This window comes from Phenylobacterium conjunctum, assembly GCF_042679085.1.
GTDB classification, from domain to species: Bacteria; Pseudomonadota; Alphaproteobacteria; order Caulobacterales; family Caulobacteraceae; genus Phenylobacterium; species Phenylobacterium conjunctum.
The window spans coordinates 42,047-66,060 of the sequence record NZ_JBHTLQ010000017.1 but is presented as its reverse complement, the minus strand read 5'-3'; the positions used below and the strand labels follow the sequence as shown (position 1 = coordinate 66,060).

The 24,014-nt window shown below is 66.4% G+C and carries 24 protein-coding genes and 2 tRNA genes; 9 read left to right on the top strand and 17 right to left on the bottom strand.

Annotated features, from left to right (window positions below):
- Positions 1 to 168 precede the first annotated feature (168 nt).
- Positions 169 to 1,065 carry an MBL fold metallo-hydrolase gene (locus ACFQ27_RS09610; RefSeq protein WP_377353436.1) on the bottom strand — a complete coding sequence of 299 codons (897 nt, stop codon included), beginning with the start codon at positions 1,063 to 1,065 and terminating at the stop codon, positions 169 to 171.
- A gap of 70 nt (positions 1,066 to 1,135) precedes the next feature.
- Here ACFQ27_RS09610 and ACFQ27_RS09605 point away from each other — a divergent pair, with 70 nt between their 5' ends.
- Entirely contained in the window at positions 1,136 to 1,297 is a 162-nt protein-coding gene (locus tag ACFQ27_RS09605; protein ID WP_374348395.1) for a hypothetical protein, read from the top strand.
- On the opposite strand, the gene ACFQ27_RS09600 is transcribed toward ACFQ27_RS09605, so the two are convergent.
- Positions 1,294 to 1,704, bottom strand: a complete 411-nt coding sequence (locus tag ACFQ27_RS09600; RefSeq protein ID WP_374348397.1) for a TIGR01244 family sulfur transferase — start codon at positions 1,702 to 1,704, stop codon at positions 1,294 to 1,296. The two genes, ACFQ27_RS09605 and ACFQ27_RS09600, sit on opposite strands and share 4 nt — an antisense overlap.
- A 114-nt stretch (positions 1,705 to 1,818) precedes the next feature.
- Here ACFQ27_RS09600 and oppB point away from each other — a divergent pair, with 114 nt between their 5' ends.
- On the top strand, positions 1,819 to 2,742 hold the full coding sequence (gene oppB / locus ACFQ27_RS09595) for an oligopeptide ABC transporter permease OppB (RefSeq protein WP_374348400.1): 924 nt from the start codon (positions 1,819 to 1,821) through the stop codon (positions 2,740 to 2,742).
- The gene (locus ACFQ27_RS09590) at positions 2,739 to 3,638 is read left to right on the top strand and encodes an ABC transporter permease (protein WP_377353435.1); all 900 of its coding nucleotides are present in this window, start codon (positions 2,739 to 2,741) and stop codon (positions 3,636 to 3,638) included. Before oppB ends, ACFQ27_RS09590 begins: the two co-directional genes overlap by 4 nt.
- Before the next feature lie 5 nt (positions 3,639 to 3,643).
- Here ACFQ27_RS09590 and ACFQ27_RS09585 read toward each other — a convergent pair whose 3' ends face one another.
- Complete coding sequence (locus tag ACFQ27_RS09585; RefSeq protein ID WP_374348404.1) at positions 3,644 to 4,207, bottom strand: hypothetical protein; 564 nt, start codon at positions 4,205 to 4,207, stop codon at positions 3,644 to 3,646.
- 423 nt (positions 4,208 to 4,630) lie between these two features.
- On the opposite strand from ACFQ27_RS09585, the gene ACFQ27_RS09580 reads away from it, so the two are divergent.
- Entirely contained in the window at positions 4,631 to 7,597 is a 2,967-nt protein-coding gene (locus tag ACFQ27_RS09580) for a TonB-dependent receptor plug domain-containing protein (RefSeq protein ID WP_374348406.1), read from the top strand.
- Between the two features lie 150 nt (positions 7,598 to 7,747).
- Positions 7,748 to 8,749 carry a retroviral-like aspartic protease family protein gene (locus ACFQ27_RS09575; protein WP_374348408.1) on the top strand — a complete coding sequence of 334 codons (1,002 nt, stop codon included), beginning with the start codon at positions 7,748 to 7,750 and terminating at the stop codon, positions 8,747 to 8,749.
- Positions 8,750 to 8,755: 6 nt separating this feature from the next.
- Here ACFQ27_RS09575 and sppA read toward each other — a convergent pair whose 3' ends face one another.
- The 3 genes from sppA to ACFQ27_RS09560 form a co-directional block, all read right to left on the bottom strand.
- Positions 8,756 to 10,531: a signal peptide peptidase SppA gene (gene sppA / locus ACFQ27_RS09570; RefSeq protein ID WP_377353434.1), complete on the bottom strand. Its 1,776-nt coding sequence runs from the start codon at positions 10,529 to 10,531 to the stop codon at positions 8,756 to 8,758.
- Between the two features lie 116 nt (positions 10,532 to 10,647).
- On the bottom strand, positions 10,648 to 11,319 hold the full coding sequence (locus ACFQ27_RS09565; protein WP_374348412.1) for an OmpA family protein: 672 nt from the start codon (positions 11,317 to 11,319) through the stop codon (positions 10,648 to 10,650).
- 67 nt (positions 11,320 to 11,386) lie between these two features.
- Positions 11,387 to 12,115, bottom strand: a complete 729-nt coding sequence (locus ACFQ27_RS09560; protein WP_377353433.1) for a DUF4386 family protein — start codon at positions 12,113 to 12,115, stop codon at positions 11,387 to 11,389.
- 130 nt (positions 12,116 to 12,245) lie between these two features.
- On the opposite strand from ACFQ27_RS09560, the gene ACFQ27_RS09555 reads away from it, so the two are divergent.
- Complete coding sequence (locus ACFQ27_RS09555; protein WP_377353432.1) at positions 12,246 to 12,881, top strand: TetR/AcrR family transcriptional regulator; 636 nt, start codon at positions 12,246 to 12,248, stop codon at positions 12,879 to 12,881.
- A gap of 73 nt (positions 12,882 to 12,954) precedes the next feature.
- On the opposite strand, the gene ACFQ27_RS09550 is transcribed toward ACFQ27_RS09555, so the two are convergent.
- A tRNA-Pro gene (locus tag ACFQ27_RS09550) sits at positions 12,955 to 13,031 on the bottom strand.
- A gap of 218 nt (positions 13,032 to 13,249) precedes the next feature.
- On the opposite strand from ACFQ27_RS09550, the gene ACFQ27_RS09545 reads away from it, so the two are divergent.
- Positions 13,250 to 13,323, top strand: a tRNA-Gln gene (locus tag ACFQ27_RS09545).
- 10 nt (positions 13,324 to 13,333) lie between these two features.
- Here ACFQ27_RS09545 and ACFQ27_RS09540 read toward each other — a convergent pair.
- The 6 genes from ACFQ27_RS09540 to ACFQ27_RS09515 all read right to left on the bottom strand — a co-directional run bounded on the left by ACFQ27_RS09540 (position 13,334) and on the right by ACFQ27_RS09515 (position 17,931).
- Complete coding sequence (locus ACFQ27_RS09540; protein ID WP_377353431.1) at positions 13,334 to 14,518, bottom strand: tyrosine-type recombinase/integrase; 1,185 nt, start codon at positions 14,516 to 14,518, stop codon at positions 13,334 to 13,336.
- On the bottom strand, positions 14,472 to 14,738 hold the full coding sequence (locus ACFQ27_RS09535) for a hypothetical protein (protein ID WP_377353430.1): 267 nt from the start codon (positions 14,736 to 14,738) through the stop codon (positions 14,472 to 14,474). Before ACFQ27_RS09535 ends, ACFQ27_RS09540 begins: the two co-directional genes overlap by 47 nt.
- A 205-nt stretch (positions 14,739 to 14,943) precedes the next feature.
- A complete protein-coding gene (locus ACFQ27_RS09530) occupies positions 14,944 to 15,840 on the bottom strand; it encodes a hypothetical protein (RefSeq protein WP_377353429.1) in 897 nt (298 codons plus the stop codon).
- Positions 15,840 to 16,106: a hypothetical protein gene (locus tag ACFQ27_RS09525; RefSeq protein WP_377353428.1), complete on the bottom strand. Its 267-nt coding sequence runs from the start codon at positions 16,104 to 16,106 to the stop codon at positions 15,840 to 15,842. Before ACFQ27_RS09525 ends, ACFQ27_RS09530 begins: the two co-directional genes overlap by 1 nt.
- Entirely contained in the window at positions 16,099 to 16,902 is an 804-nt protein-coding gene (locus ACFQ27_RS09520; protein WP_377353427.1) for a hypothetical protein, read from the bottom strand. Before ACFQ27_RS09520 ends, ACFQ27_RS09525 begins: the two co-directional genes overlap by 8 nt.
- 108 nt (positions 16,903 to 17,010) lie before the next feature.
- Positions 17,011 to 17,931: a hypothetical protein gene (locus ACFQ27_RS09515; protein ID WP_377353426.1), complete on the bottom strand. Its 921-nt coding sequence runs from the start codon at positions 17,929 to 17,931 to the stop codon at positions 17,011 to 17,013.
- Between the two features lie 934 nt (positions 17,932 to 18,865).
- Between ACFQ27_RS09515 and ACFQ27_RS09510 the strand changes: the two genes are divergently transcribed.
- A complete protein-coding gene (locus ACFQ27_RS09510; protein ID WP_377353425.1) occupies positions 18,866 to 20,257 on the top strand; it encodes a hypothetical protein in 1,392 nt (463 codons plus the stop codon).
- Here the strand turns inward: ACFQ27_RS09510 and ACFQ27_RS09505 are convergent.
- On the bottom strand, positions 20,254 to 21,045 hold the full coding sequence (locus ACFQ27_RS09505; protein WP_377353424.1) for a superinfection immunity protein: 792 nt from the start codon (positions 21,043 to 21,045) through the stop codon (positions 20,254 to 20,256). The genes ACFQ27_RS09510 and ACFQ27_RS09505 overlap by 4 nt on opposite strands.
- Before the next feature lie 92 nt (positions 21,046 to 21,137).
- Complete coding sequence (locus ACFQ27_RS09500; RefSeq protein ID WP_377353423.1) at positions 21,138 to 21,665, bottom strand: hypothetical protein; 528 nt, start codon at positions 21,663 to 21,665, stop codon at positions 21,138 to 21,140.
- Between the two features lie 98 nt (positions 21,666 to 21,763).
- On the opposite strand from ACFQ27_RS09500, the gene ACFQ27_RS09495 reads away from it, so the two are divergent.
- Complete coding sequence (locus tag ACFQ27_RS09495) at positions 21,764 to 21,964, top strand: helix-turn-helix domain-containing protein (protein WP_377353422.1); 201 nt, start codon at positions 21,764 to 21,766, stop codon at positions 21,962 to 21,964.
- A gap of 40 nt (positions 21,965 to 22,004) precedes the next feature.
- Here the strand turns inward: ACFQ27_RS09495 and radC are convergent, their stop codons facing one another.
- The gene (radC, locus tag ACFQ27_RS09490; protein ID WP_377353421.1) at positions 22,005 to 22,649 is read right to left on the bottom strand and encodes a RadC family protein; all 645 of its coding nucleotides are present in this window, start codon (positions 22,647 to 22,649) and stop codon (positions 22,005 to 22,007) included.
- A gap of 360 nt (positions 22,650 to 23,009) precedes the next feature.
- Positions 23,010 to 23,975 (bottom strand): PGN_0703 family putative restriction endonuclease, encoded by a 966-nt coding sequence (locus ACFQ27_RS09485; RefSeq protein ID WP_377353420.1) that lies wholly within the window; start codon positions 23,973 to 23,975, stop codon positions 23,010 to 23,012.
- Positions 23,976 to 24,014 lie beyond the last annotated feature (39 nt).

The window sequence follows — 24,014 nt, the reverse complement described above, 5'->3', positions numbered from 1 at the left end:
CCCCTTGTGGGAGAAGGTGTCAGCGAAGCTGACGGATGAGGGGTCGCGCCGCCCTGGAGAGGTTTGAGAGACCCCTCATCCGACCCTGCTCCGCAGGGCCACCTTCTCCCACAAGGGGAGAAGGACGCTTCAACCTTGACCAGGTCCGGAGGACGGAATGCGGGTAGATCAGCCCGCCAGACGGTAGTCGCTGTCGAGGTGGGGCTCGCCGTCGGTGACGACCTTGCCGCGGCGGACCAGGTCAATCATGTGGCCAAGCACCGAACGGGCGGCGGCCGGGAACAGGCGCGGGTCGGTGCCGACATAGAGGCCGGGCACCATCTCCTTGATCCGGGTCTGACCGCCAGCCAGGGCCCCCAGCACCTGGGCCTCGCGGGCGCGGCGGTGAGCCATATAGGCGTCGATAAAGGGGGTGACCTCGGTGACCGGCGGCCCGTGGGTCGGCCACAGGATGTCGTAGCCCTTGGACTTCACCAGCTCGAGGCTTTCCATGTAGGCGGTCATGTCGCCGTCCGGCGGTGAGACCACGGTGGTGGACCAGCCCATGATGTGGTCGCCGGAGAAGAAGGCGTTCTCTTCCTTCAGGGCGAAACAGATGTGGTTGGAGGTGTGGCCGGGCGTCGCCACGGCCTCCAGGGTCCAGCCGGGACCGGTCAGCACCTGGCCGCCGCCGCACAGGCTGACGTCAGGAGTGAAGCCCAGGTCGGAGCCGGCCTCGGTGACCACGGTCGATTCCGATGCCCGCGATCCCACCGCGCAGCCATAGATCGGCGCGCCGGTCCTTTCCTGCAGAGGCTTGGCCAGGGGCGAATGGTCGGAGTGGTGGTGGGTGACCAGGATGTGGGTGACCTTTTCGCCCTCGACGGCTTTCAGGATCGCGTCGAGGTGATCGTCCATGTCCGGGCCGGGATCGATCACCGCCACCTCGCCTCGGCCCACGATGTAGGTGCCGGTGCCCAGATAGGTGAAGGGGCCGGGATTGTTGGCCACCACCCGGCGGATCAGCGGCGAGACCTGGTCGCAGGCGCCGTAGTCGAATTTCAGATCGCGGACATAAGGGATCATTGCGGCGTTTCCTCGTGCGGCGCCCAACTTGCCTTGGAAGCCCCAGAACCAGTGTTTCAGGGGGACCAACATGGCGGACGCGGCGATTTTTGTTTCAAAACGGCTCCAGCGGGCCGCCTTCGCCTTCCTGTGTCTCTTGGCGGCTCAGATGGTGTTCGCCGTGGCGAGCTGCCAGTCCGAGCCGGTGGCCATGGGCGCGGTGCGCGTGCCCATCGCCGTCAGCCACCCTTAGACCCCAAGCACACCTGACAGGTCGTAGCCGGCCTGGGCGCCCAGGGCGACCAGTTCGTCCCGGGGCCGTTCGCCGGCCAGGGCCTGTCCGATGGACCAGGTGACGATGGAGCGCGTTCCGGAGCGGCAGAAGGCCAGCACCGGCCCGGGCGCGGAGGCGAGGATCTCCCGCTCGGCCTCCACCTGGTCCTGGGTGGGGCCGCCCCGCACGGGGACGTGGGCGTAGGCCAGGCCGGCGGCCTTGGCGGCGGCCTCGATCTCGGCGCTGGTGGGCTGGCCGGGCTCCTCGCCGTCAGGGCGATTGTTGATCACCATCTTGAAGCCCAGCGCCGCGGCGCGGGCCAGATCGTCGAGCCCGATCTGCGGGCTGACGGAAAGCTGGTCGGTGACGTATCGAAAATCGCTCATCTGAAATCGGCTCTGACTGAGGTTGGACCCTTCGTTGACATCATCGGGGGGCGATGGAAGTTTCGCAATGACCGGCCTTACGTTCAGGGCCGCTTTGGCGGGCGTTCCTCCAGCATGCTGCGTTTCATAGGCCGGCGTCTGTTCGTGGCCATCCCGACCCTGTTCCTGGTGATCACGGTCGCCTTCTTCATGATGCGCGCCGCGCCCGGCAGCCCCTTTGACATGGACCGCAAGCTCTCTCCGGAGATCGAGCGCAACGTCATGGCCAAGTACGGCATGGATCGGCCGTTGTCGGAGCAGTACGTGGCCTACCTGTCCGGGGTGGTGCGCGGGGATTTCGGTCCTTCGCTGCGCTACAAGGACAAGACCGTCGTCCAGATCCTGAAGGACAACTACCGGCCCAGTCTGACCATCGGCCTGTCGGCCCTGGTTCTGGGCGGGAGCATCGGCGTCACCCTCGGCGTGTTGGCCGCCCTGCGCCAGAACGGCTGGCTGGACGTGGGCGTAATGGGGGTGGCGATCCTGGGGGTCTGCGTGCCCACCTTTGTGACCGCGCCGCTTTTGGTGCTGCTGTTCGGCTCGACGCTGGAGCTGTTGCCCAATGGCGGCTGGAACGGCGGGGCGCTGCAGAATCTGATCCTGCCGGTGGCGGTCCTGGCCCTGCCGCAGGTGGCCATCATCTCGCGTCTGACCCGGGCCGGCATGATCGAGGTGCTGCATTCCAACTATGTGCGCACCGCTCGCGCCAAGGGCCTGCCGACCCATCGCATCGTCTTCCGCCACGCCCTGCGCGCCGCCATCCTGCCCCTGGTCAGCTATCTGGGGCCGGCCTGCGCGGCCCTGATCACCGGCTCGCTGGTGGTGGAGCAGATCTTCAACCTGCCGGGCCTGGGCAAGTTCTTCGTCATCAGCGCCCTGCAGCGGGACTACACGGTGGTGATGGGCATGGTGATCTTCTACGCCGCCCTGATCCTGCTTCTGAACCTCGTGGCCGACCTGCTCTACGCCCTGCTGGACCCGCGGGTGCGCCTGTCATGATCGCCACCCCCGACGCCCATCGCAACGCCCAGACCCTGGAGGCCGCCGTTCGCGGCCGTAGCCTGTGGGACGACGCCCTGCGGCGCCTGACCCGCAACCGCGCCGCCGTGGCCGGCATGGTCCTGCTGGGCCTTCTGTTCGTCCTGGCCGCCGTCGGGCCCTATCTGACGCCGTTCCGCTATGACGCGGTGAACAAGGCCGATGTCTGGGCGCCGCCCTTGACCGCCGGACACCTGCTGGGCGCCGACGCCCTGGGCCGCGACCTGCTGGCCCGGCTGTTGATGGGCTTGCGGGTGTCGCTGGCCATCGGATTCGTGGCGACCTCGGTGTCGCTGCTGATCGGCGTGGCCTGGGGCGCGGTGGCCGGCTTCGTGGGCGGGGCGGTGGACGAGGTGATGATGCGCGTGGTCGACGTGCTCTACTCGCTGCCCTTCATCTTCTTCGTGATCCTGCTGACCGTGACCTTCGGGTCGAACATCTTCCTGATCTTCGTGGCCATCGGCGCCGTCGAGTGGCTGACCATGAGCCGCATCGTGCGGGGCCAGACCCTGACCCTGAAGAACAAGGAGTTCGTGGAGGCGGCCCGCGCCGCCGGCCTGACCCAAGGGGCGATCATCGCCCGCCACATCGTGCCCAACCTGCTAGGCCCCGTGGTGGTCTATGTGACCCTGACGATCCCGGCCGTGATCCTGGCCGAGAGCTTCCTCAGCTTCCTGGGCCTGGGGGTGCAGCCGCCCATGGCGTCGCTGGGCACCCTGATCGCCGGGGGCGCCCAGGACATGGAGCTGGCCTGGTGGCTGCTGGTCTTCCCGTCGGTCACCATGGTGGTGACCCTGATGTGCTTCAACTTCATCGGCGACGGCCTTCGGGACGCGATCGACCCGAAGGACCGCTGAAGACCTCAGTCGTCCCGGTGAGCGCGGAACGAGCGCTGGCCGTCAACGCTGAGCAGGAAGCTGCCCATGGCAGCGGCCTTGATCTTCACCGGCATGCCCGGCTTCGGATCGCGGTTCGGCGGATCGCCGTCGATCTGGCGCCACACCGCCCCGTCCTCCAGACGCAGGACCCAGCGGCCGGTGGCGTTGGTGCTGGCCCGGGCGATCACGCCCATGACCTCGTCGATCTGTTCGGGCTTCTCACCACGGTCGAAGATGGTCAGGGACGGCATCTGGAAGCCGAAGGCCTGGCGGCGGACCTCGCGGGCCTGAGCGCGGTCGACGACGACGATGTCGCCCTTGGTCTCGGCCTGGTCCATCGCCGAGGCGGCGGCGTCGTAGCAGGCCAGGCGCTCGGCGTTGTCAGTCTTGGTCCGGCAATCCAGCAGGCCCTGCAGCACCGCGGCGCGGCTGGGCTTGGGCGGGGCGGCCTGGGCGGGGCTGAGGGCGAGGAGGCCCACGGCGACCCCGGCGGCGGCGACGCCGAAGGGCCGGGCGGCGAGGGGCTGGCGGCGAGGTGCGGTCTGCATCTGGAATCCCATGCTGGGGGTGTGCGTCATTGATAGGGCGCGGCTGTCGAAGGCGATAGGGGCCGGGGGCGAATCCACCCGCAGAACCCCTCCGCGCGGCCCTGGCGCCATCGCGCAACCTATTGTCTGGCTTGCGGCGGGTTTGTGTCAGCCCGGTCGGAGTCGGTGGCCGTCGCCCGGCTCAGGCCCCTTAAAGCGGGTCAATTCGTGCGTCGATTGCGTCCCGAGCCGAAATCTGTGACCAGAATGCGACAGGTTGGCGCCCTTAACATTGCCGCTTCTTAATGGTCGTTGACCCCTACCTCGTAACGCTCGTAACTCCGACGTAACCAGCCTCGGTTCCCGAGCCTGGGACCGAACCTTGTTGTGGGGAGCGCCTCGTTTCGTTGTCAAAGACGGACGGGCCGCTGGAGGATCTAGATCTTGAAAACCAATTCCATGCGAGAGCGCCTGCTGGCCTCCTCGATGATCTGCGGCGCGGCTTTCGCGGCGCTGGCCGTGACCCCGGCCTTCGCTGCTGACGAAACCGAAGTCCAGGAAATCGTGGTCACCGGTTCGCGTATTCCGACGCCGAACCTGACCAGCGTCAGCCCGGTGACCGCCATCGGCGCGGCCGACATCAAGGCCCAGGGCGTGACCCGGGTCGAAGACATGATCAACTCCCTGCCCCAGGCCTTCGCGGCTCAGGGCTCGGGCATCTCCAACGGCTCGAACGGCACCGCCACGGTGAACCTGCGCGGCCTGGGCGCCTCGCGCACCCTGGTGCTGATCGACGGCCGCCGCGTCGGCCCGGGCAACCCGTCCTCCGCGACCTCGCCCGCCGTTGACCTGAACTTCATCCCGTCTTCGATGGTCGAGCGCGTTGACGTGCTGACCGGCGGCGCCTCGGCCGTGTACGGCGCTGACGCCGTCGCCGGCGTGGTGAACTTCATCATGAAGAAGGACTTCGAAGGCGTTTCGATCAACGCCCAGTGGTCCACCTACCAGCACAACAACCACGACGACTCGCTGCAGGCCATGATCAAGGCCAAGGCGAAGACCGCCAACGACCCGTCGCAGTTCGCTCTGCCGAAGGACAACGTCCGCGACGGCGACGGCGCCGAAGTCACCCTGACCATGGGCGTGAACTCGCCGGACGGTAAGGGCAACATCACCGCTTACGCTTCGTTCCGCTCGATCAACAAGGTCATGCAGGGCGACCGCGACTACTCGGTCTGCACCCTGAACTCGGGCAACGCCTTCTCGTGCGGCGGCTCCGGCACGGCCTCTCCGGCCCGCTTCGGCTCCTTCACGGTTTCGGGCAACACCTTCCGTCCGCGCGTGGCGGCCACCGACGTCTATAACTTCGGTCCGACCAACTACTTCCAGCGTCCGGACGAGCGCTACATGCTCGGCGCCTTCGCCCACTACCAAGTGGCCGACTGGGCTGAAGTCTACTCGCAAGTCATGTTCATGGACGACCGCTCGGTCGCCCAGATCGCTCCTGGCGGCATCTTCGCCGGCGGTGGCGCGACCCCGACCGAGTCGGGCTTCGACATCAACTGCGACAACCCCTTCATGACGGCGACCCAGCAGACCCAGCTCTGCGGCGCCAACGCCGGCACCACCGCGGTCCAACGCGTCCTGGTCGCCAAGCGGAACGTTGAAGGCGGCGGCCGTCAGTCGGAATTCCGTCACCAGTCGTACCGCTACGTGGTCGGCATGCAGGGCAACCTGGCCGACAACTGGACCTACGACGCCTACATGGAATACAGCGCCACGAAGTATGACTCGTCGGCTCAGAACTATTTCATGTCGCCGCGGATCGCGAACGCCCTGCAAGCGCGTCGTGACGCCACCGGCAAGATCGTCTGCGTCTCGGCGATCACCGGCACCGACAAGGCCTGCGTCCCCTACAACATCTTCCAGGAAGGCCAAGTCACCCAGGCTGCCCTGAACTACCTGCAAGTGCCGTCCTACGTGTTCGGTAACGCTTCCGAGCGCGTGGTTTCGGCCAACGTCGGTGGTGACCTGACCCCGTACGGCATCAAGTCGCCGTTCGCGGATGATGGCGTGGGCGTGTCGTTCGGCGCGGAATATCGCCGTGAACACATCGACTTCAAGTCGGACTACCTGTCCCAGGCTGGTCTGCTGAGCGGCGCCGGTGGCGCTTCTCCGCCGATCGACGCCGGCTTCGACGTGTACGAAATCTTCGGCGAAGCCCGCGTTCCGCTGGCTCAAGACAAGCCGCTGATCAAGTCGCTGACCGCCGAGTTCGCCTACCGCTACTCGGACTACTCCTACGGCAAGCAGACCAACACCTATAAGGCTGGTGGTGACTGGGAACCGATCGACGGCCTGCGTCTGCGCGCCGCCTATCAGCGCTCGGTCCGCGCCCCGAACGTGGTTGAACTGTACGGTCCGCAAAACGTCGTCCTGGACGGCACGACCGACCCGTGCGCCGGCCTGACCGCTGGCAACGCCCTGGTCGCCCAGTGCGCCAAGGCCTTCAACCTGACGACCGCTCAAGTTCTGGCCATCGAAAAGAACCCGGCGGCCCAGTACTACGGCCTGACCGGCGGTAACCCGAACCTGAACCCGGAAACCTCGGACACCGTGACCGTGGGCTTCGTGGCTCAGCCGTCCTTCCTGCCGGGCTCGAACTTCTCGCTCGACTGGTTCGACATCAAGGTTGAGGACTACATCTCGGGCATCGGCGCCGACACGATCATCAAGAACTGCGTCAACAACCTCGACGCTTACTTCTGCGGTCTCGTGAAGCGCGACTCGAACGGTTCGATCTGGCTGTCGCAAAACGGCTACGTCGTCGACACCACCCTGAACACCGGCTCGCTCCGCACCCGCGGTATCGACGTTGCGGCGAACTATCGCTTCAACCTCGACGACCTCGGCCTGGAAGGCATGGGCTCGGTCACCACCCAGTTCACCGGCACCTGGCTCGACAAGCTCGAGACCCAGTCCCTGCCGGGCGGCCCGAAGGTCGATTGCGCCGGCGTGTTCGGTTCGATCTGCCTGGGCCTGGGCGGCTCGACCACCCCGAACCCGGAATGGCGTCACAAGTTCCGCGTGGAATGGGCCACCCCGTTCCCGGCGGACCTGAAGCTGTCGGCTCAATGGCGCTACTTCTCCAAGGTGGACCACGAGAGCCCGGCCACCGCGCCGAAGACCGAAACCAAGCTGGACGCCCGGTCCTATCTGGACCTGCTGGCCACGTTCAACGTGATGGACAACTACTCCTTCCGTCTGGGCGTGAACAACGTGCTGGATAAGGATCCGCCGCTGACCGGTCAGTCGAACTGCCCGTCGGGCTCCTGCAACGGCAACACCTTCCCGCAGATGTACGACTCGCTGGGTCGCTACTTCTTCGTGGGCGTGACCGCCGACTTCTAAGCCTCGGAAACGAGACTTGAGATCGGGGGCGGCGGAGCAATCCGCCGCCCCTTTTCTTTTGGGGCCTAGCGTCCAGACCGCCGGAGACGCGAAGGCCGTTTGCGTTGCGCCGCGCGCGGCCTAGGCTGACCCGAAAGCGGGGAGCGAGGCATGTTGGGGCGTAGAGACCTGTTGGCGCAGGGACTTGCCGGGTTGGGCCTGGCCGCCTGCGCGCCTGTGGCGGAGCGCCGCCTGGTCACGGTGAACCTGACCACGCCTGCGCAGGCCCCGCCCGCTGAAGCGCCCACCCTGCTGGAGACCGCCTTCGACGCGGCGCGGCGCATGACCGTGCCGGTGACGGTGCAGGGGCGCGGGCCGTTCCAGTTTGTCGTCGACACGGGCGCTAACCGCACCGTCGTCAGCCAGGAGCTGGCCGCGAACCTGGGTCTGACGCCACAGGGCAGCCTGCCTGTGCACGGCATCGCCGGCGTGGAGCCCGCCCCGATGTTCCGCCTGGCCCGGCTCCAGGTCGGCGGCTCCTTCGCCTATGGGGTTGAGGCGCCGGCCCTGCCGGCCTCGAAGTTGGGGGCGGATGGCCTGCTGGGCGTGGACGCCCTGCGCAATCGCCGGGTCAGCCTGGACTTCCGCAACAACCGCTTCGAGATCGCCACCTCGAACAAGGGCGCGGCCATGGGCCGTGGCGACGACACCCGCCTGGGGGATCGTGGCCCGCAGATCGTCAGCGTGCCGGCCCGCTATCGCTTCGGCCAGTTGGTGATCGTCGGCGCCGATGTGGCGGGCGCGCCGGTGTCGGCCTTCCTGGACTCCGGCGCTCAGATCAGCGTCGGCAATCTGGCGCTCAAGAAGGCGGTGCTGCAGATGCGCCCGGAGTTGGCCGAGCGCTTCGTCCAGACGCCTCTGATCAGCGCCACGGGCCAGACGGCGATGGGGGAGTTCGCCATCCTGCCGGCCCTGCGCCTGGGCAGCCTCAAAATCCAGCGGCTGGTGGCGGTGTTCGCCGACCTGCACATCTTCAAGCTCTGGCAGCTCGAGGACCGCCCGGCGATCCTCATCGGCGTCGACGTGCTGCGTCAGTTCGACAAGGTCATCCTGGACTTCGGTCGCCGCGAGGTGACCTTCCAGGCGCCGGAGGGGCGTCGTAGCCCCCGCTGACCCCGACTAGTGGACCGTTCGGGGCGCGAGCACGGTGGCCCCCGCACCGCTCATCCGGGTCGCCGCCATCTCGTCCAGCAGGCCTTGGGCCCGCGGATCGCCGAGCACCCAGGCCGCCGCCGCCAGGGTCCGGGCCGATGTGGCCGAGACGCCCAGGGCCTTCTCAAAGGCCTCGAAGGGTGAGCTTTGCGGGGTCATGCGGCGCAGCCGGACGTCGCCCTGGATGTTGGCCAGGGCCTTGGCCTTGTCCACGGCCTGGTAGAAGCCGCCGATCTCGTCGACGAGGCCCAGCTGGCGCGCCTGGGCGCCGGTCCAGACCCGGCCCTTGGCGATCTCGCGCACCCGAGCCTCCGGCAGGCGTCGGCCTTCGGCGACGCGGGTGATGAAGTTGGCGTAGATCTGGTCCATCCAGCGGGAGAAGGCGGCGCGGTCCGCGGCCGAGAACTCCCGGCCCATGCCAAAGGCGCCGGCATAGTCGCCGCCGACCGTGGTCTGGCGCACGTCGACGCCGAAGCGGGCGAGGGCGGGGCCAAGGTCGAACTTGCCGCCATAGACGCCGATAGAGCCGGTGAGGGTGGTGGGCTCGGCGACGATGGCCGAGGCCTGGGACGAGATCCAGTAGCCGCCGGAGGCCGCATAGGTCCCCATGGACACCACCACCGGCTTGCCCGCCGCCTTGGCCGCGCGCACGGCGGCCAGGATCTGTTCGGAGGCCGTGTCAGAGCCGCCGGGCGAGTTCACCCGGAAGACGATGGCCTTGACGTCCTTGGACTCGGCGGCGGCGTAGATCGCCTCGGAGACGTCGTCGGAATAGACGGTCGAGCCGCCGGCGAAGGGATTGGCCGTGCCGTCCCGGCCGGTGACGATGGGACCTTCGGCCTCGACCACGGCGACCACCGGCCCGGAGCCGGCGCCGACCTCGCGGTTGGACCGCATATAGTCCTCAAACTCCACCAGCTTGGCGCGGGAGCCCGCCGACTTCAGGATCGCGGTCTGGGCCTCCTTCACCTGGCCGACCTTGTCGATCAGGCCGATCTTCAGGGCTTCCTCGGCCAGATAGGGGCCGGCCTCCAGGGCCTGGGCCAGGCCCGGGGCGGTGCGCTTGCGGTCGACGGCGGCGGTGGCCACGGCGGTGCGATAGATCGAGCCCAGCCAGGAGACCTCGCTCTCCTTGTGGGCCGCGGTGTAGTCGTCGTGCAGGTAGGGATTGACCGCGTTCTTGTACTCGTAGCGCTGCTCGTACTGCGGCACGATCCCGTACTTCTCAAAGAAGCGCTTGAAGAAAACGTCCTCGTTGGCGAGGCCCGTCACTTGGAACGAGGCGCCCGGCTGCATCCACAGTTCGTCGGCGGACGCGCCCAGCATGTAGGTCGAGGTGATCATGCCCGAGGGATAGAGCCCCTGGCTGTGGGCGATCACCGGCTTGCCGGACGCGCGGAAGTGCTTGATCGCCAAGCGCAATTCGTCGGCCGAGGCGGGCTCCAACCCACCCTCCGGCAGGCGGATCAGCACCCCGGCCACCCGGCCGTCCTCCTCCGCCTTGCGCAGGGTCTGGACGACGCTCATCACCGACATGGACCGCCGGCCCAGGGCCGCGAACGGGTTGTTCGGGTCCTGGTCCGTCAGCGGATCACGCAGGTCCAGGTTCAGGACCGCATGGGCGGGGGTGGGCTCCGGCTTGGCCGCGCCCGCCGCCATCACGATCAGCAGGAAGGGCACCCCCACCAGGAACAGCACGAGACCCGCGAAGACGCCGGCCATGGTGACGAGGAACTGCTTCATGCGAATCCCATGCGGGGAGGGAAGGTCGAGACCCAACTATATCGGGTCTCGTTTCGCCTAGATGAAGAGCCTGCAACCGCTGGGGGTTGAAGAATTCGCCGGAGCCCGCTGGGCGGTCAGCCCCGGAACGGCCGCACCACCACCTCGACCCGCCGGTTCTGGGCCCGGCCGGCGTCGGTGGCGTTGGAGGCGATGGGGTCGCTCTCGCCGCGACCGGCCACATACAGCCGCCCCGACATCACCCCGCGCCGCACCAGATAGTCCGCGACCGAGGCGGCCCGGCGCTCCGACAGGGCCTGGTTATAGTCGTCCGGGCCGGTGGCATCGGCGTGGCCGATGATGTCGATGGTGGTCTGCGGGTACTGGTTCAGCACCGAGGCGACTCCGTCCAGCGGGCCGAAGAACCGGCTCTGGATGTCGGACTGGTCGACCGCGAAGGTGATGTCCGAGGGCATGTTGAGGACGATGTTGTCGCCCTGGCGCTCCACCGTCACGCCGGTGCCGGCCAGCGACCGGCGCAGGTCGGCCTGTTGGCGGTCCATGTAGTTGCCGACGGCCGCGCCGGCCAGGGCGCCGACGCCGGCCCCGATCAGGGCGTTGGTGCGGCCTTCCTCGCCCTTGTTGGTGTTGGTCAAGTAGCCCAGCAGCGCGCCGCCCGCCGCGCCGGCCAGGGCGCCCGTGCGGGTGTTCGAGGCCACCGTCTGGCCGGTATAGGGATCGACCGTGGTGCAGGCGCCCAGCGACAGGGCGCCGACAAGGCCCAGGCTGATCAGGATGTTGCGCGACATAGGGGGAGGCTCCGTCAGTGTCAGGTTCCCGCCACAACGCCCCCAGAGCTTGACCGTTCCAAGGCGCTTAAGTCCGCGCAGGCCCCGCGCGCAGCAGACCCACGCCGGTCGCGATCAGCCACAGGGTCAGAGCCATGAAGCCGGCGACCGTGACCAGGGCGAGCGTCGCGTCGTCCCGGCCCAGGGCCAGGGCCACGCCTTCACCGGCGCCGAGCGCCAGAAGGCCAGCGGTGCAGAGACCGGTGACGGCGGTCAGCCGTGAGCCCGCTTCGGTGCGCTGCATCAGCGCCACCTGCAGCACGAAGGCGGCGGTCAGGAGCTGGCCGACATGCTCCCCGATGGCGACCCCGCCCCAGGCGTTCAACAGCTGGAAGTCGCGGGCTGCGGCGGGGGAGCCATCGCGGGCGAGGTCTGGCACGGCGAACACCCAGCGCGACAACCCGATGGCCTGGGCGAGGCCCGCCAGGGCGCCCGTCAAGGCCGCCCCCAGCGCCAGGGCCGGCCGGGCCGCCAGCCGGGCTGGAGTGACGGCGAGGCCAGGCGCCAGCAGGGTCAAGGCCAGGGCGCAGGCGAAGAAGCCATACCAGAGCAGGATCAGCTGCGGGCCGGCGGCCAGAAACATCGCCAGGGCGTCGTGCGCGGGGCGGCGCAAGACCTGGGGATAGTCGAAGCTGGCGGCGAGCCCGGCGTAGGGCAGGTTGAACCCGATCGCCAGGACGATGGTCGCTGCGCCCAGGGCGCGGGATCGAGGGGCGATACGGGTGGGGTCCAGGGCCCCGTAGCGGGCGTCGGTCATGTTGGCTCCTTGGATATCACCAAGCGGTGACATTAGGACTAGAGCAGCGTCGTCGCCTCCGCAAGCCTTTTTCTCACCAAGCGGTGACATCGTGTGGACAGGCGCGCGGGCGGCGTGCGAGGAAGGGACGGTGAGCGACGACGCCAATCCCAGACTGCGCGATCGGGCGCGCACTGAGGCCACCATCCTGGCCGCGGCCCGCGACGTCCTGGCCCAGACCGGCTTCCAGGGGTTCGGCGTCAACGCCGTGGCCCGCCAGGCGGGCTGCGACAAGCAGTTGATCTATCGCTACTTCGGTGGGCTGGAGGGCCTGGTCGACGCCATGGGCGCCGAACTCGCCCTGCGGCTGGAGGCCAGCCTGGATGCGGGGCCTGCCGTGGCGGCTCCCACCTACGCCGCCTTCGCCGAGCACCTGCTGCTGCGGTTCCTCGACAGCTTCCGCGATGACGTGCTGGTCCAGAGGATCGCCGCCTGGGAGATCTCCGACGCCTCGCCCCTGGTCGCCAGGCTCAGTCGCGCCCGGGGTGCGGCGATGCTGCAGTGGATGGCTCGCGCCCGCGGCGACCTCGTCGCGCCGGCGGGGGTGGACGCTCCGGCCCTCAACGCGGTGCTCATCGCCGCGGCCCAGCAGCTGGTCCTGGCCTCCAGCGCTATGGGCGGCTTTTCCGGGGTGGCCCTGCAGTCCGGCCAGGACTGGGACCGGATCCGGGCGGCCTTCGTGCGCCTCGTGCGCAGCAGCTACGCCGAGCCCGCGCCCGACGCCTGAACGCCACCCGGCGACATCGATCACGGCCGGGATTCGCCCGTCGTTCTGGAAGCTGGAATTTTGCGGGAGGAATTGGTCGGAGTGGCAGGATTTGAACCTGCGACCCCCGCGTCCCGAACGCGGTGCTCTACCAGACTGAGCCACACTCCGACTTGAGGAGGGGGCTTATAGAGGACGGATTTCGCCGCTGCAAGCGACCAAGGCGACCTCTTCGCCGGTTTGCGACAATCCTTTGAGGACGGACGAAAGCCCCGTCACGGCGTCCGCGCTTTTCCTGTGGGAAAACGCCCCCGAGGGGCGTTGCATCCGCGGATTCATTGCGCTAATCACACCGCCTCGCGCGGGCCCCGGCCCGACGCCGTTCCTGCTGGGGAATGGTGTAATGGTAACACTGCGGTTTTTGGTACCGTCATTCTAGGTTCGAGTCCTAGTTCCCCAGCCAAGGAATTCCCTCAGGAATTTGTCGCTCGACGAGGAGCCGCCTGCGTGCGGTTTACAAGGCGGTTTACAGCTTTTGTTTTCGGGGCGTTCTTCCCCATGCGCTTCACCATCGCCCGACCCATCGCCTCGGCGCTGATGTAGCGGGCTGCGATCTCGCGGACGCGCTCGGGTTTCCATCCCAGGATGAGCGCGACGTCGGCGATCTCAAGCCCCGCGAGCAGGTAGTTGGTGGCCGCGGTGCCGCGAAGATCGTGGAAGCGCAGGCCCTCTATCCCGCTTTCCGCCTGAGGGTCGTTTTGAGCCTTGCGCGCGGCCTCAAGCGCGTCGAGGCGGGCGCGACGGAGAGCGGCCGCAAGCCCAGCCTGCTTCCAGGGGCGCTTGCGGCTAGACGCCAGTACAGTTGTCGCGTGCTTTGGGATTTCGGCCAGCAGCTTCTGCAAGGGTTTGGTCATCGGGATGACGATGGTCCGGCGGCGACGGCTTTTGTTGGTCTGCCAGACGATCGAGTCTGTGCCGACCGCACTCCAGGGCAGCTCAATTAGGTCGCCTTCCCGCAGGCCGCTGAGCGCCGCCAGACGGACTGCAAACTGGAATTCCGGCTCTGAGTTCTGCAGCAGGATCTCCAGGTGGTGATCTTCCCAGATCACCTCTGCGCGGTTCGATTTGTACAGCCGCGGAAAGTCCTCGACCGGATTGGTCGCCAGTTCGCCCCGGTCATGCGCCCACTTCAAGACGGTCGAGACAGCGCCAAGGAGCTCGTCGGCCGTCTTGGGCGTCGCCTTGTAGCGGTCGCGCCATTCAATGAGAGTGGCCCGGGCGCGGCGGCTCTCAAGCGCCCGTAGTTCCATCTGGCCCAAGTCGCTGCGGGCGCGGTCCAGGTGTTTGCGACGGTCGGCCTTCGTCCGGGCGGCGAGAGTGTCGTCCTCTGCCATGGTCACCAGGTAGCGCGTAATCAGCCCGTAGAGGTAGTTTTGGTCGCCGCGGGGCTTCCTCTCGACCTCATAGGCCTGGATCGCCTTCGGTGTCGCCCGCGCCACCTCGCGTGCAAGCAGGACGTCGCTATTGGCCTGGGCCTTCAGGATTTGCGGGCCACCGCGCCAAGCATACCAGTACTCGGCCACCCCGCCATTCGCCCGGCGTTTCCGGACCCTATGAACGCCCGGCAGCATGACGGAGACCATGGTGGAAGCGGTCAAGGGCGGCTTCGGCATCATTGGCCTCGATGACGGCAAGTCGGGACGGTTTGGAAAGGCCGGAAATCTCGTCAAGGTGAGCATCCAGGGCGTAGCGGTCATAGAGAACCCGCGCCCCGAAGCAGACCCGGCCCAGTCGCAGGCGTTCGAAGGTCTTCACCGGCAGGCTGAAATAGGCTGCGGCCTCCTTCGCCGTGATCAGTCGAGGTTCCGGGCGGGTCATCGGACCGTCGTCGTCCAGCCCCCACCCGCAGCCGCCTCCCGACCGTGCGACAGCGAAGGACAGGTAGGCCGGCCGCACGTACCGATAAGGGCGCGGCAATTCCGGCGGCCTGTGCGGCGCAGGTGGACCGTGCCAGTCTTGGTCTGGAGACGACGCATGGGTGGGCTTCGGTGGGTGCGGTCGGAAGTTGCGGGTGAGGGCGCTTCTAGACGTCGAGCCCCGCGGTCATGTCCGCGAAGTCGAGGTCAGCCGGGGCATTGATGGCGGTCAGAGGAGGACGGACTCGGTCCAGAAAGTCGACTGGATAGAGCATTCGGACGTCCCGGAGGCCTTGATCATATCGGGACAGGAAGGGCGGTTGCGGACGAAGAACCGAAGTGAGCCCAAACGGATCGACAACCGAGGCATAGTTCGCGGGATCGTAAAGACCCGCCGGAATGCCAACCTTGCGCTGGCCCGGACCCAAGGCGTGGGACACGCCCACCCGATTGCGGAACATCCGCGGACCAGGATCGCGCCAAGGGAATGCGATCAGATCGCCGAGCCTCACGGCGCGGCGGTCAGGCGCTAGCTCGGCGGCCTGGACAATGGCTGCCGGATCATAGCCCTTCAGCAGGTAGTGGGTGTTCAACCAGTGCAGCCAGGGGGTCGGCTTGTTCGGCAAGCGGACACGCAACGCGCCGGGCACTTTGCGGCCGGTCCGGTGCATGCAGTAGCGGCTCGCCCACACCTTGAATTTGCTGCGATAGGGGAGCGCCCAAGGGGAGTCCATCACGGGCACAGCAATGGCAAAGTGCGTGTGCGGCCCAACCTTATGGCCGGTCTCATGCGAGTAGATCCAGGCGGGCGAGATGCCCCAATGGGCGTACCAGGCCCGCAAACACTTCAGGAACGCCGTCAGCTCAGCCTGAGGCGACGAGGCGCGCGCATCGGCCAGGCGGTCCCAGAGGATCGTCACGTGGCCATCAAGGACGAGGTTGAACTTGGACGCGAACTCCGCGGCCGCGTAGATGGCCGCAAAGTCGCGCTCGTTGATAAAATGCGCGGGCGGCGGAGCCGCCCGCTGGAAGGGGTTCGCCTGGCGTTGCACTTGCGGAGCCACTAATTGCCCTCCTTCTTCTCGGCCGGAGGCGTCACAATCTCGCGGGCGTTTTGGGTGGCCTTGCGGTTCGGCTTGCCGCGGGACCCGTTGTACTTCTTCAAGATGATGTGCGGACGTTGGCGCTGGGCCTCATCCTCTTCCCACGTCAGGGCCTCGAGCCAATCGGCTTCATCGCGGCCGTAGACGCCGCGCCAGATTTCGCCGTCCTCGCCCGGGAGGTTGCGGAGGCGATTGCGTTCTTCGGTCCCAGGATCGCGCTTAGGCATTGTTGGAGCCCTCAGCATCGGTGGCGTCCGCATGGACTTCGGCGCGATCAGCGGGCTCGCCGCGCTTGACCTCCATGGCCATGGAGTTCGGCGGGGTGACCTCGCCCGTGCCGGCTTCACGGTGGGCGTTGTCATCGATCGCCGCGAAGAGGTTGGGAAACGTGACGCGCTGGCGCGCATGACGCGGCTTCGACTTCGAACGGACCTTAGGCTTAGGGGTAGGGGGCGGGAGCAGCGGGCCGATGCCCCACGCGAAGGCAGCCATGCCCGCGGGGTTCAGGTCCTTCACCTTGTTGAGCAGGGCAAGCGCGCGGGGAGTATCGCCGCGGACCATGTTCAAATTCAGCGCGACGGCCAGAGCCCCAAGATCCTCGATCGCCTCCAGCTCGTCGATCTTCGCGGGGATCAGACGGAAGCTCGCGCCGCTGGGGACCGGGTCGATACCATTGCGGACAATCGGCACCACGCCATCGGACGTCAGAACCTCGTCGAGGACCGCGTTGCCCTGCTCGTCGACCTCAATGGAGACACCTTCGGTCGCCGAGTTAGACGCCTGAGCGATCTGGTCAGCGAAGCCCAGTTCGTGGGTGTCGTGGAGGCCGCTACCCAGGTCGGACGCGGGCGTAGAGCAGAGGGCTGCCGGATTGTTTGTCGTCGTCGGCGCTGCGACCGCCACCGGAGGCGTGGAGGAGTTGACGATGTCGGGCCGGACCTCGGGGCCGTCATCGTTGGAGCCATGTTGGGCATGAGTTTGGGTTAGAAGCATGTTCGTCCTCAGATTGATGAGGGCGATCAATTAACCCAGCTAATGCTCCACGGTTGTACGTAGGTCTTGTGCTGTTCAGAGGGTTTTTCAGGCTGCGCGCCGTGCCCCCACCCATACCCTAGGGGTTTTCCAGGGCCTCTATTGCATGTCTGACGAAGATTTATTTTGCATCCGTTCAAGATATGCGCGGCCACGCTGCAGTTGGTTGCGCCAGGTGTTGTGAGAAATTTCGACGCCTCGATCGAGAAGCAGCTTCTGCACGTCCCTAATCGACAACTCCTTGCCGCGGGCGCTGTTGAGCTCGTCGAAAATGACCACCGCAGTGGCGTCTGCGACGTCCTGGTCACGGTTGCTGAAGCTGGCCAACTTCGCATTGGCGGCGTCGAGCCGCTCCTTATAGTACATCACCTTCTTTTCAGCGCTGCGGAGCTCACGTTCCTGCCGGGACCGTCCCTGCAGCACATCTTCTGGGATGCCGTCAGTTGAGCCTGTCGCATGCTGGAGTTCTTGGGTAACCCGGACGCCGTGGCTGCGCGCGATACGAACCCAATCTGCAAGCGGTTGCTTGGCCGGCAACCTGTCCGCCTGGACTGCCGAGTCGAGCAGCTTCGTCGTCCGGTAGAGGTCTTCGGCGCGATCATCGAACGGGGAGTAGGCGCGGGCGAATTCCGCAATGAGCGGATTTGGACGCCAGCCATGGATGATCGCCGCTGCGTCGGGCGAGGTGATTTCAAGGCCTCGGGCGAATTCGTAAGCCTCTAGCTTCAATAGCTTGTGAAGGTGCTTCTCAGCGTGACTTTCGATTTCAGTACAAACGTGCCGAAACGCAAGCTTGCGGGTATTCGCATAGGCAAGATTGCGCAGATGGTCGTCATCAGAGAGTTCGACGGCGTAAGCGAACCGGTCAATATGATATCCGGGATGATCGATGTGTGACCCGGAGACTGGGGGGAACTCCAACGCGGCATATATCACGTGCAGTTTTATTTCGTCTGTCAGCGAAGTTTCTTCGAAGTTGTCATCCAAAGCGCGGTAACGAGGGTGAGTTTCGATGTTCATGCTGTGTCCGCAAAGGCTCGGCGTCGCCCTGCATAAGGCGCAACTCCAGAGGCCCTTACATCTTCAGATGGAACCCTTGGCAATCTGTCATTCTATGCAATGGCTTGGGTGGGCGTAATACATGAATAAATACAAATAATTATAAGTCTGTCTGACGCTAACCCGCGTTGCATTCCCGGCTTCTGCCTGCCCTTCATTGCCAGCTTAGGCACCCAGGCGGATGTTGGAGATCGCGATTCCAAGGCCCACGAGCCAGAACGCACACTGGATTGAAAGCGTGCTTGCTTGGCTATGACTCTGCCGAGATCGGTGAAACTCTTCAGCCTGGTCCAGCCTGACCGCACGCAATATCTCAGCGCGGAGCTCGTTAGGAGGCGTCCCGACCCAACGTAGGGGTCTCAATTCAGTGTGCGACCCCGGATCGGTGGCTGGGAGTGGGCCGGGCACCATGCTCAAACTTCGATGGCGACTAGCAGGATGCAATCTAAGGCGCTCGTCGGTGACGTGCGCGTATCTCATCGTAGCAACTGCCACAAACGCATGTGACGCCGAGGAGCTGGGCGGCCTCGCCATGCCATCCACGCCACTGCTGTGCGCGCGTCTCACATTCATTGCACCAAGCGTCCGGCCGAGGTCCGCTATGCGCGGAATTGATACCTAGGGGGCGGCCCGCGAAGGGTGCGGCGAGGTGCTGGCACGTGAAGGCAGCGGTGGATGGGCCGTGGATCGGGCATGCGAGGTGGCGGTCGTTGCTCAACATGCCGGCGAAGGGCCACTACGTTGAGACCATTGGGAGCCCGGCATCGCGCCTTCAAGGTCAGGTTCGGCCAGGCCTGCGCCCGATCAAGGCCACATTGCCGCGAACTGGATATGGGCCACGGCTAGCCGCCAGGCTCTTCGCCTAGGTGGACTGCGCCGCCACCAGGAGCTCGCCATGGTCACGCTCTCGCGAAAGGATCTGTTTGACGCTGTCTGGACCCGGCCACTCAGCGAGTTGGCGCCCCAGTACGGCTTGTCGGACGTCGGACTGCGAAAGGTCTGCGACCGCTTCGAGATTCCGACGCCCGGGCGAGGCTACTGGGCTAAGGTTCGGGCGGGCATGGTCTTTCCGAGGCCAAAGCTTAGGCCAGCTTCAGGCCCTCACCTCGATGTCGTCAGGTTTGCAGATGGGCCCACCCTGCCGGCCGCGGTCGCCGCAGCGATGCAGCAGGCAAAGGCGCTGCAGGCGCCTGCCGCACAGCCAAGCCAGGCGCAGGAGGTGACCAAGGGTGAGACCTCTGTCCAAGAGGTATCCGAGCGCTCGAGCCCGACGAGCGTGAGCGCCTCCCGACCCGATATAGCCAAGGCGCTCCTGCCGACGCAGCGGGCCCTCGAGAAGGGCCGCGAGGACAGCGACGGCTTCGTGAGCGTGCGGGGGCGCGCCGCGGTGCGAATGGCCATCGCACGAACATCTGCCCCCATTGCTCTGGAATTCTTGGAGAAGCTTCTCGCAGCTGGCGCTTCCCGAGGTTGGCGACTCGAGCCCGGCGATGAGGCCGCACATCTGGTTGTGGAGGGTGAGACGATCGCCTTCAAGATCGACGAGATCCCCCACAAGACGCCCCACACCCCGACGCCGCAGGAGCAGAGGCGCAAGACCGAACGAGATCGTTGGGGCGGAGACAGCCAGCCCTGGCCGACCTGGGACCTCAGCCCTTCAGGTCGTCTGGCCTTCATCATCCAGGAAAACGATTGGTCGGGGCTTCGCCGCACCTTCTCCCAGCGCCGGGGCTACACCTTCGTAGACGCCCTGGAGAGCGTGGTGGTGGGGCTGGCAGGTCATGCCGCCTACAAGATCGAGCGGCGACGCAAGGCTGAAGAACAGGCGCGGGCTGCTGCGATCGCGGAGGCTAGGCGCCAGCGGCTCGCCGCCTATCAGAAACGCGAAGACCGTCGTGGGCGGTTCGTCGCCCTCATCGCCGACCAACTGGCTGAACGCACGCGTCTAGAGGCTGTCTTGGCTCACCTTGAGGGGCTCCCTGAGGACGACCGACAGCGCCTTGCGAACATTGAGGCTTGGGGGCGCCGTAAGCTCAAGACCATCGAGGCGAGGCTCGGCGGGGCGTCGCTCTATGGGTCTGCCCGAGCCTCCAAAGTCTCCTTCGCGGAGCCGCCGCCTGAAGAGCAGTCTCCGTACTGGTACGGGCCGGAGATCGAGTTGCGGCTGTGGCGGCCGGATCCCGAAGCCGACCTGCTAAGGGCCGAGGATGAACTCGACTGGCTGATCACCGAAGGCTTGGTCGAGGATCCTCGCGCCGACCCCGACCTGCCCCCGGACGCGCCCTAGCCCAGTCGAGTTTTCTCAGCCTGGAACTCCTCCTCCGACAGGGCGCCTTGATCGCGCAGCCGGGCGAGGCGCTCGAGGATGGCCAGGCGATCCTCAGGGGCGGGGGCTGTCGCAGCTTCAACCGTGCGGCCGCGGTCAACGCCGTATTGGGCCGCGCCAACCGCGTCTCCCGCATTGCGGACGCCCACGCCGGTGACGTTGCCGATGAGCGGATCGATAAGCGCCTTTTCCGTCGGCCAGACCGCCCAGACGAAGGCGACAATCCAGCCGGCCCCGGTCCACCCGCCAAACAGGTTCACGCCTGCGATGACCCAGGCGTAGGCGTGCTTGCGCCAAAAGGCGACGATCGTTGGGATCATATAGATCGCCATGCCGATCAAGACCCCGAGCGAGAAGAAGAGGAGGCTGAAGTCTTCTTGCGACATTCCAATGCTTTCTGTGGCTTCGCGCGAAGGCGCGGCGGCGGCCATGATGTCGGAGGCGGAATCTAACGACGGCGCGACTGGAGCCTGAGCAACTGGCTCCGGGGCGAGCGCTTGCGGCGATGGCGGCGGGAGGGGAGGGGCCGTTGTGAGGTCCTCCCGGGTGTAGTGCTGGGCATGCAGCGTGGCCTGCCAGCGCACATAGGCGGCGTCGCCGCCGCAATCTGCGACCCGACCAGCGAGATCTGCGAAATCGCTGGCGGTCCAAGAGGCGTAAGGCGTCCCAAAGGGCGCCCCATCTGGCCCCCAGCTCTGCCGCGCCACCGCCTGTTGGTTCTGGATCGCGTCACAGTCTGGCAGGTCCACGCGCGCCCAGGCTGGCGACTGAGCGATCAGGAACCCAGCTACGGTCGAGGCGACGATCAGACCCGTACGAGCACCCTTTGGTCTGAGGGGGCTCATTGGGCGTCCGCCGTGTTGCCGGAAGCGTCCTCGATGTACGTCGTGTTCTCGACGTTTTGGTAGGCCATGATGTTGGCGTCCCGGTAGCAGGCCTTGTCGGCCTCTGTGAGGGCGACGCCGCGTTTGCGCACCGCGTCAAAGGCCGCGATCTCGCCATTGGCCATCTCGGCGAGCACGTCCGCGTTCAGGGGTTTCTCATCTGTGCCGGTCGCGTTGCAGAACTCGCGGGCCTTTTGCAGGACGGCTGAGACTGTGGCGGGGTTTGGCGCGCCGTAGAGGGCGGCGATTTCATCCTGTGGGATGACGGCGTCGCCATTGGCGATCTGAAGCGGCGCGGACACAGTTTGGCGGGGTGGAGCTTGTTGCTCGATCGCAGGCGGGCTGGGGGCGTCGTGCATCCGGTGGATGAAACCCCAGCCGGTGATGATGCACGCGCTCCCAAGCATGCTTATGGCTTTGGTATTCGCCTCCAGCCAGGACTTCGCCGGCTTCTCCGCCTCGGGTGGTGTTGGTTCGTCGGGCACACTCATCTCCAAGCTGTAAAAATGCTAGCTATAGACTGTCGCGTCAAAGTCATCACCCCCTTCATCGTGCCAAAATGGTCGAGGCGGGTGCTTCAGAGTTGCGGAGGGTTCTGGCGGCGAATGTCCGCCAGCTGCGCAAGGCCAAGGGCCTGAGCCAGGACGCCTTCGCCGACGAATGCGGGGTCCACCGGACCTATGTCGGCGGCGTTGAGCGGGGCGAGTACAACGTCTCTGTCGACAACATCGAAAGGTTCGCCAAGGCCCTGGGCGTGCCAGGCTTCGAGCTCCTCAAGCCGTAGGCGTGTGATCTTGGCGCGGGTTGCTACGTGACGTTTGGACCTAGATCAGGCCCAAACTGCGCATACTTGCGACTTGCCCCGCCCCCACAATCACGTGGTCGTGGACGGTGACCTTGAGCGCCGTGCCGGCCTGGATCACCTCCTTGGTCATGGCCACGTCGGCGGCCGACGGTGTCGGATCGCCGCTTGGATGGTTGTGGACCAGGACCAGGGCCGAGGCGCTAAGCTGCAGGGCGCGACGCACCACCTCCCGAGGATAGACCGGCGCGTGATCCACGGTGCCTTCGGCCATCAGCTCGTCGCGGATGAGCTGGTTGCGCTTGTTGAGGAACAGCACCCGAAACTGCTCGCGCGGATGATCGGCGAGCCTGGCGCACAGATAGCGGCGTAGGGCCTCGGAGCTGGACAGGACTTCGCTGCGCTTTAGCGCCCCAAAGGCGATCCTGCGGTTGATGTCACGAAGGAGCTTTAGATCGACAGCGGCTTGGCGCCCGACGATGGGGGCGAGGTCTTCGACGTCCGCTGCGAGGACACTCTCGAGGTTGGACCACCGACGAAGGAGGACCTCAGCCCAGGTCTTGGCTCCGCGGTCGATGGAGCGGCCTAGGAGCAAGGCCAGGGCCTCGACTTCGTCCAGGCTCTCCACGCCGAAGTGGACCGCCCTCTCGCGCAACCCATCGTGCATGTCGGTGCGCGTAGACCTGGTAGGTGATGTTCTTGGCAACCTCGGTTCCTTCAATGAAGAACTTCGCCGCCCGCGGCGGCTTTGCAAGGGAGGGCGACACCAACGAGCGGTGTCGCCCTGTGTGGCGGAGGAGGGCCTCCCTAGCTAGGAGCTGGAGCAAGGCTCCGCCGCCCGATGATCGCGATGACCGCGGCGGCCTTGGCGCTGTCGGCGCAGAGCTCGGCAATGGCCTCCATGTCCTGAAGGGAGGACGCCGACGAAGCTTGAGCGGCCGCCGCCTCCAGGAGGCTATAGAGCGCGCCTAAGAGCGCGTCCTGGGCGATCCGGCCCCGGGCTGCTGGAATGACCCTCATGGTCCCCTCAGATCAGCGCGTGGACGGGGGTGAAGTCGCTGTAGCGCTCATGAAGCGCCGCGGCGAAGTCCTCGGCTCCGGCCTCGCGGATCGTGCCGATCATCTCTTCGAGGGCAAGGGCGTCAAACCCGCAGGCCCCGTCGCGTTCAAAGAGCTTTTGGGCGTAGCCGACGCAGGCCTGCTGGACTTGGTGGTTGAGCCGCGGCGCCAGGCAGACGAAGACGCCGCGATCGTAGAGCCCGGAGGAGATGAGCTGCTCGGCCAGCATGTGTTCGCGCCACAGCTGCTGGTAGGGGCTGGTCCGCAGGGTTGGGTCGGCGGGATCGTGGTAGAGGCCGCAGGTCTCAGAGAGCTCCTCATAGCGCGGACGCCCACGGGCCGCGGGCTCGACCATGGCTTCAGAGTACTTCACCTCGATGGCCACGAAGGTCTTGGCGCCTTGCGCGTCCCGACAGGACAGCAGCACGTCGAAGGCCGTGCCGTCATCGGTGAAGGTGCGGTCGCCCCGGCCCGGGGAGTGCTCGAACTGGATATGGCAGATGTCCTGGACAAGCTCCGGCCACAGGGTGCGGCAGACCGCGTGCGCCAGGTCCCGGTTGAGCTTCAGTCCCCCGAACAGATTGAAGGTGAGCGGCATGGAGGACAGCATGTTCGACCAGACGCGGTGCTCATCGATCATGGCCCCAGGCTCGCGATAGGCCAGTTCGCGGCGGGTCAGTCGCTGAAGTTCGGGGCTGAGGAAGTTGGCCCCAGCGGCCGCGGCGAAGGCGCTGAGGCGGCTGCCCAGAGCCGTCTTGCGGCCCTTGCCGTTGACGTAGAAGCCCATGGGGATGTCGCGGCGGTCTCGCCACAGGGCCTGCAGCAGACGGGCGGCGGCGCGGAAGCGGGTGTCGTGGGGCTCATGAACCTTGTGCTGGCGCAGAATGGCCTCGGGCACGAGGGGGAGGCGGTCGGTGTAGGTGAGATCGAACAAGCCAAGCTCCTGTGGTGGTGAGGAAGCTTCTGGCGTGGC

Bases quoted from the DNA above. Each gene is read 5' to 3' on its own strand.
- ACFQ27_RS09610 (WP_377353436.1), bottom strand. From the start codon at position 1,065: ATGATCCCTTATGTCCGCGATCTGAAATTCGACTACGGCGCCTGCGAC.
- ACFQ27_RS09605 (WP_374348395.1), top strand. From the start codon at position 1,136: ATGGCGGACGCGGCGATTTTTGTTTCAAAACGGCTCCAGCGGGCCGCC.
- ACFQ27_RS09600 (WP_374348397.1), bottom strand. From the start codon at position 1,704: ATGAGCGATTTTCGATACGTCACCGACCAGCTTTCCGTCAGCCCGCAG.
- oppB (WP_374348400.1), top strand. From the start codon at position 1,819: ATGCTGCGTTTCATAGGCCGGCGTCTGTTCGTGGCCATCCCGACCCTG.
- ACFQ27_RS09590 (WP_377353435.1), top strand. From the start codon at position 2,739: ATGATCGCCACCCCCGACGCCCATCGCAACGCCCAGACCCTGGAGGCC.
- ACFQ27_RS09585 (WP_374348404.1), bottom strand. From the start codon at position 4,207: ATGCAGACCGCACCTCGCCGCCAGCCCCTCGCCGCCCGGCCCTTCGGC.
- ACFQ27_RS09575 (WP_374348408.1), top strand. From the start codon at position 7,748: ATGTTGGGGCGTAGAGACCTGTTGGCGCAGGGACTTGCCGGGTTGGGC.
- sppA (WP_377353434.1), bottom strand. From the start codon at position 10,531: ATGAAGCAGTTCCTCGTCACCATGGCCGGCGTCTTCGCGGGTCTCGTG.
- ACFQ27_RS09565 (WP_374348412.1), bottom strand. From the start codon at position 11,319: ATGTCGCGCAACATCCTGATCAGCCTGGGCCTTGTCGGCGCCCTGTCG.
- ACFQ27_RS09560 (WP_377353433.1), bottom strand. From the start codon at position 12,115: ATGACCGACGCCCGCTACGGGGCCCTGGACCCCACCCGTATCGCCCCT.
- ACFQ27_RS09535 (WP_377353430.1), bottom strand. From the start codon at position 14,738: ATGACCCGCCCGGAACCTCGACTGATCACGGCGAAGGAGGCCGCAGCC.
- ACFQ27_RS09525 (WP_377353428.1), bottom strand. From the start codon at position 16,106: ATGCCTAAGCGCGATCCTGGGACCGAAGAACGCAATCGCCTCCGCAAC.
- ACFQ27_RS09515 (WP_377353426.1), bottom strand. From the start codon at position 17,931: ATGAACATCGAAACTCACCCTCGTTACCGCGCTTTGGATGACAACTTC.
- ACFQ27_RS09510 (WP_377353425.1), top strand. From the start codon at position 18,866: ATGGTCACGCTCTCGCGAAAGGATCTGTTTGACGCTGTCTGGACCCGG.
- radC (WP_377353421.1), bottom strand. From the start codon at position 22,649: ATGCACGATGGGTTGCGCGAGAGGGCGGTCCACTTCGGCGTGGAGAGC.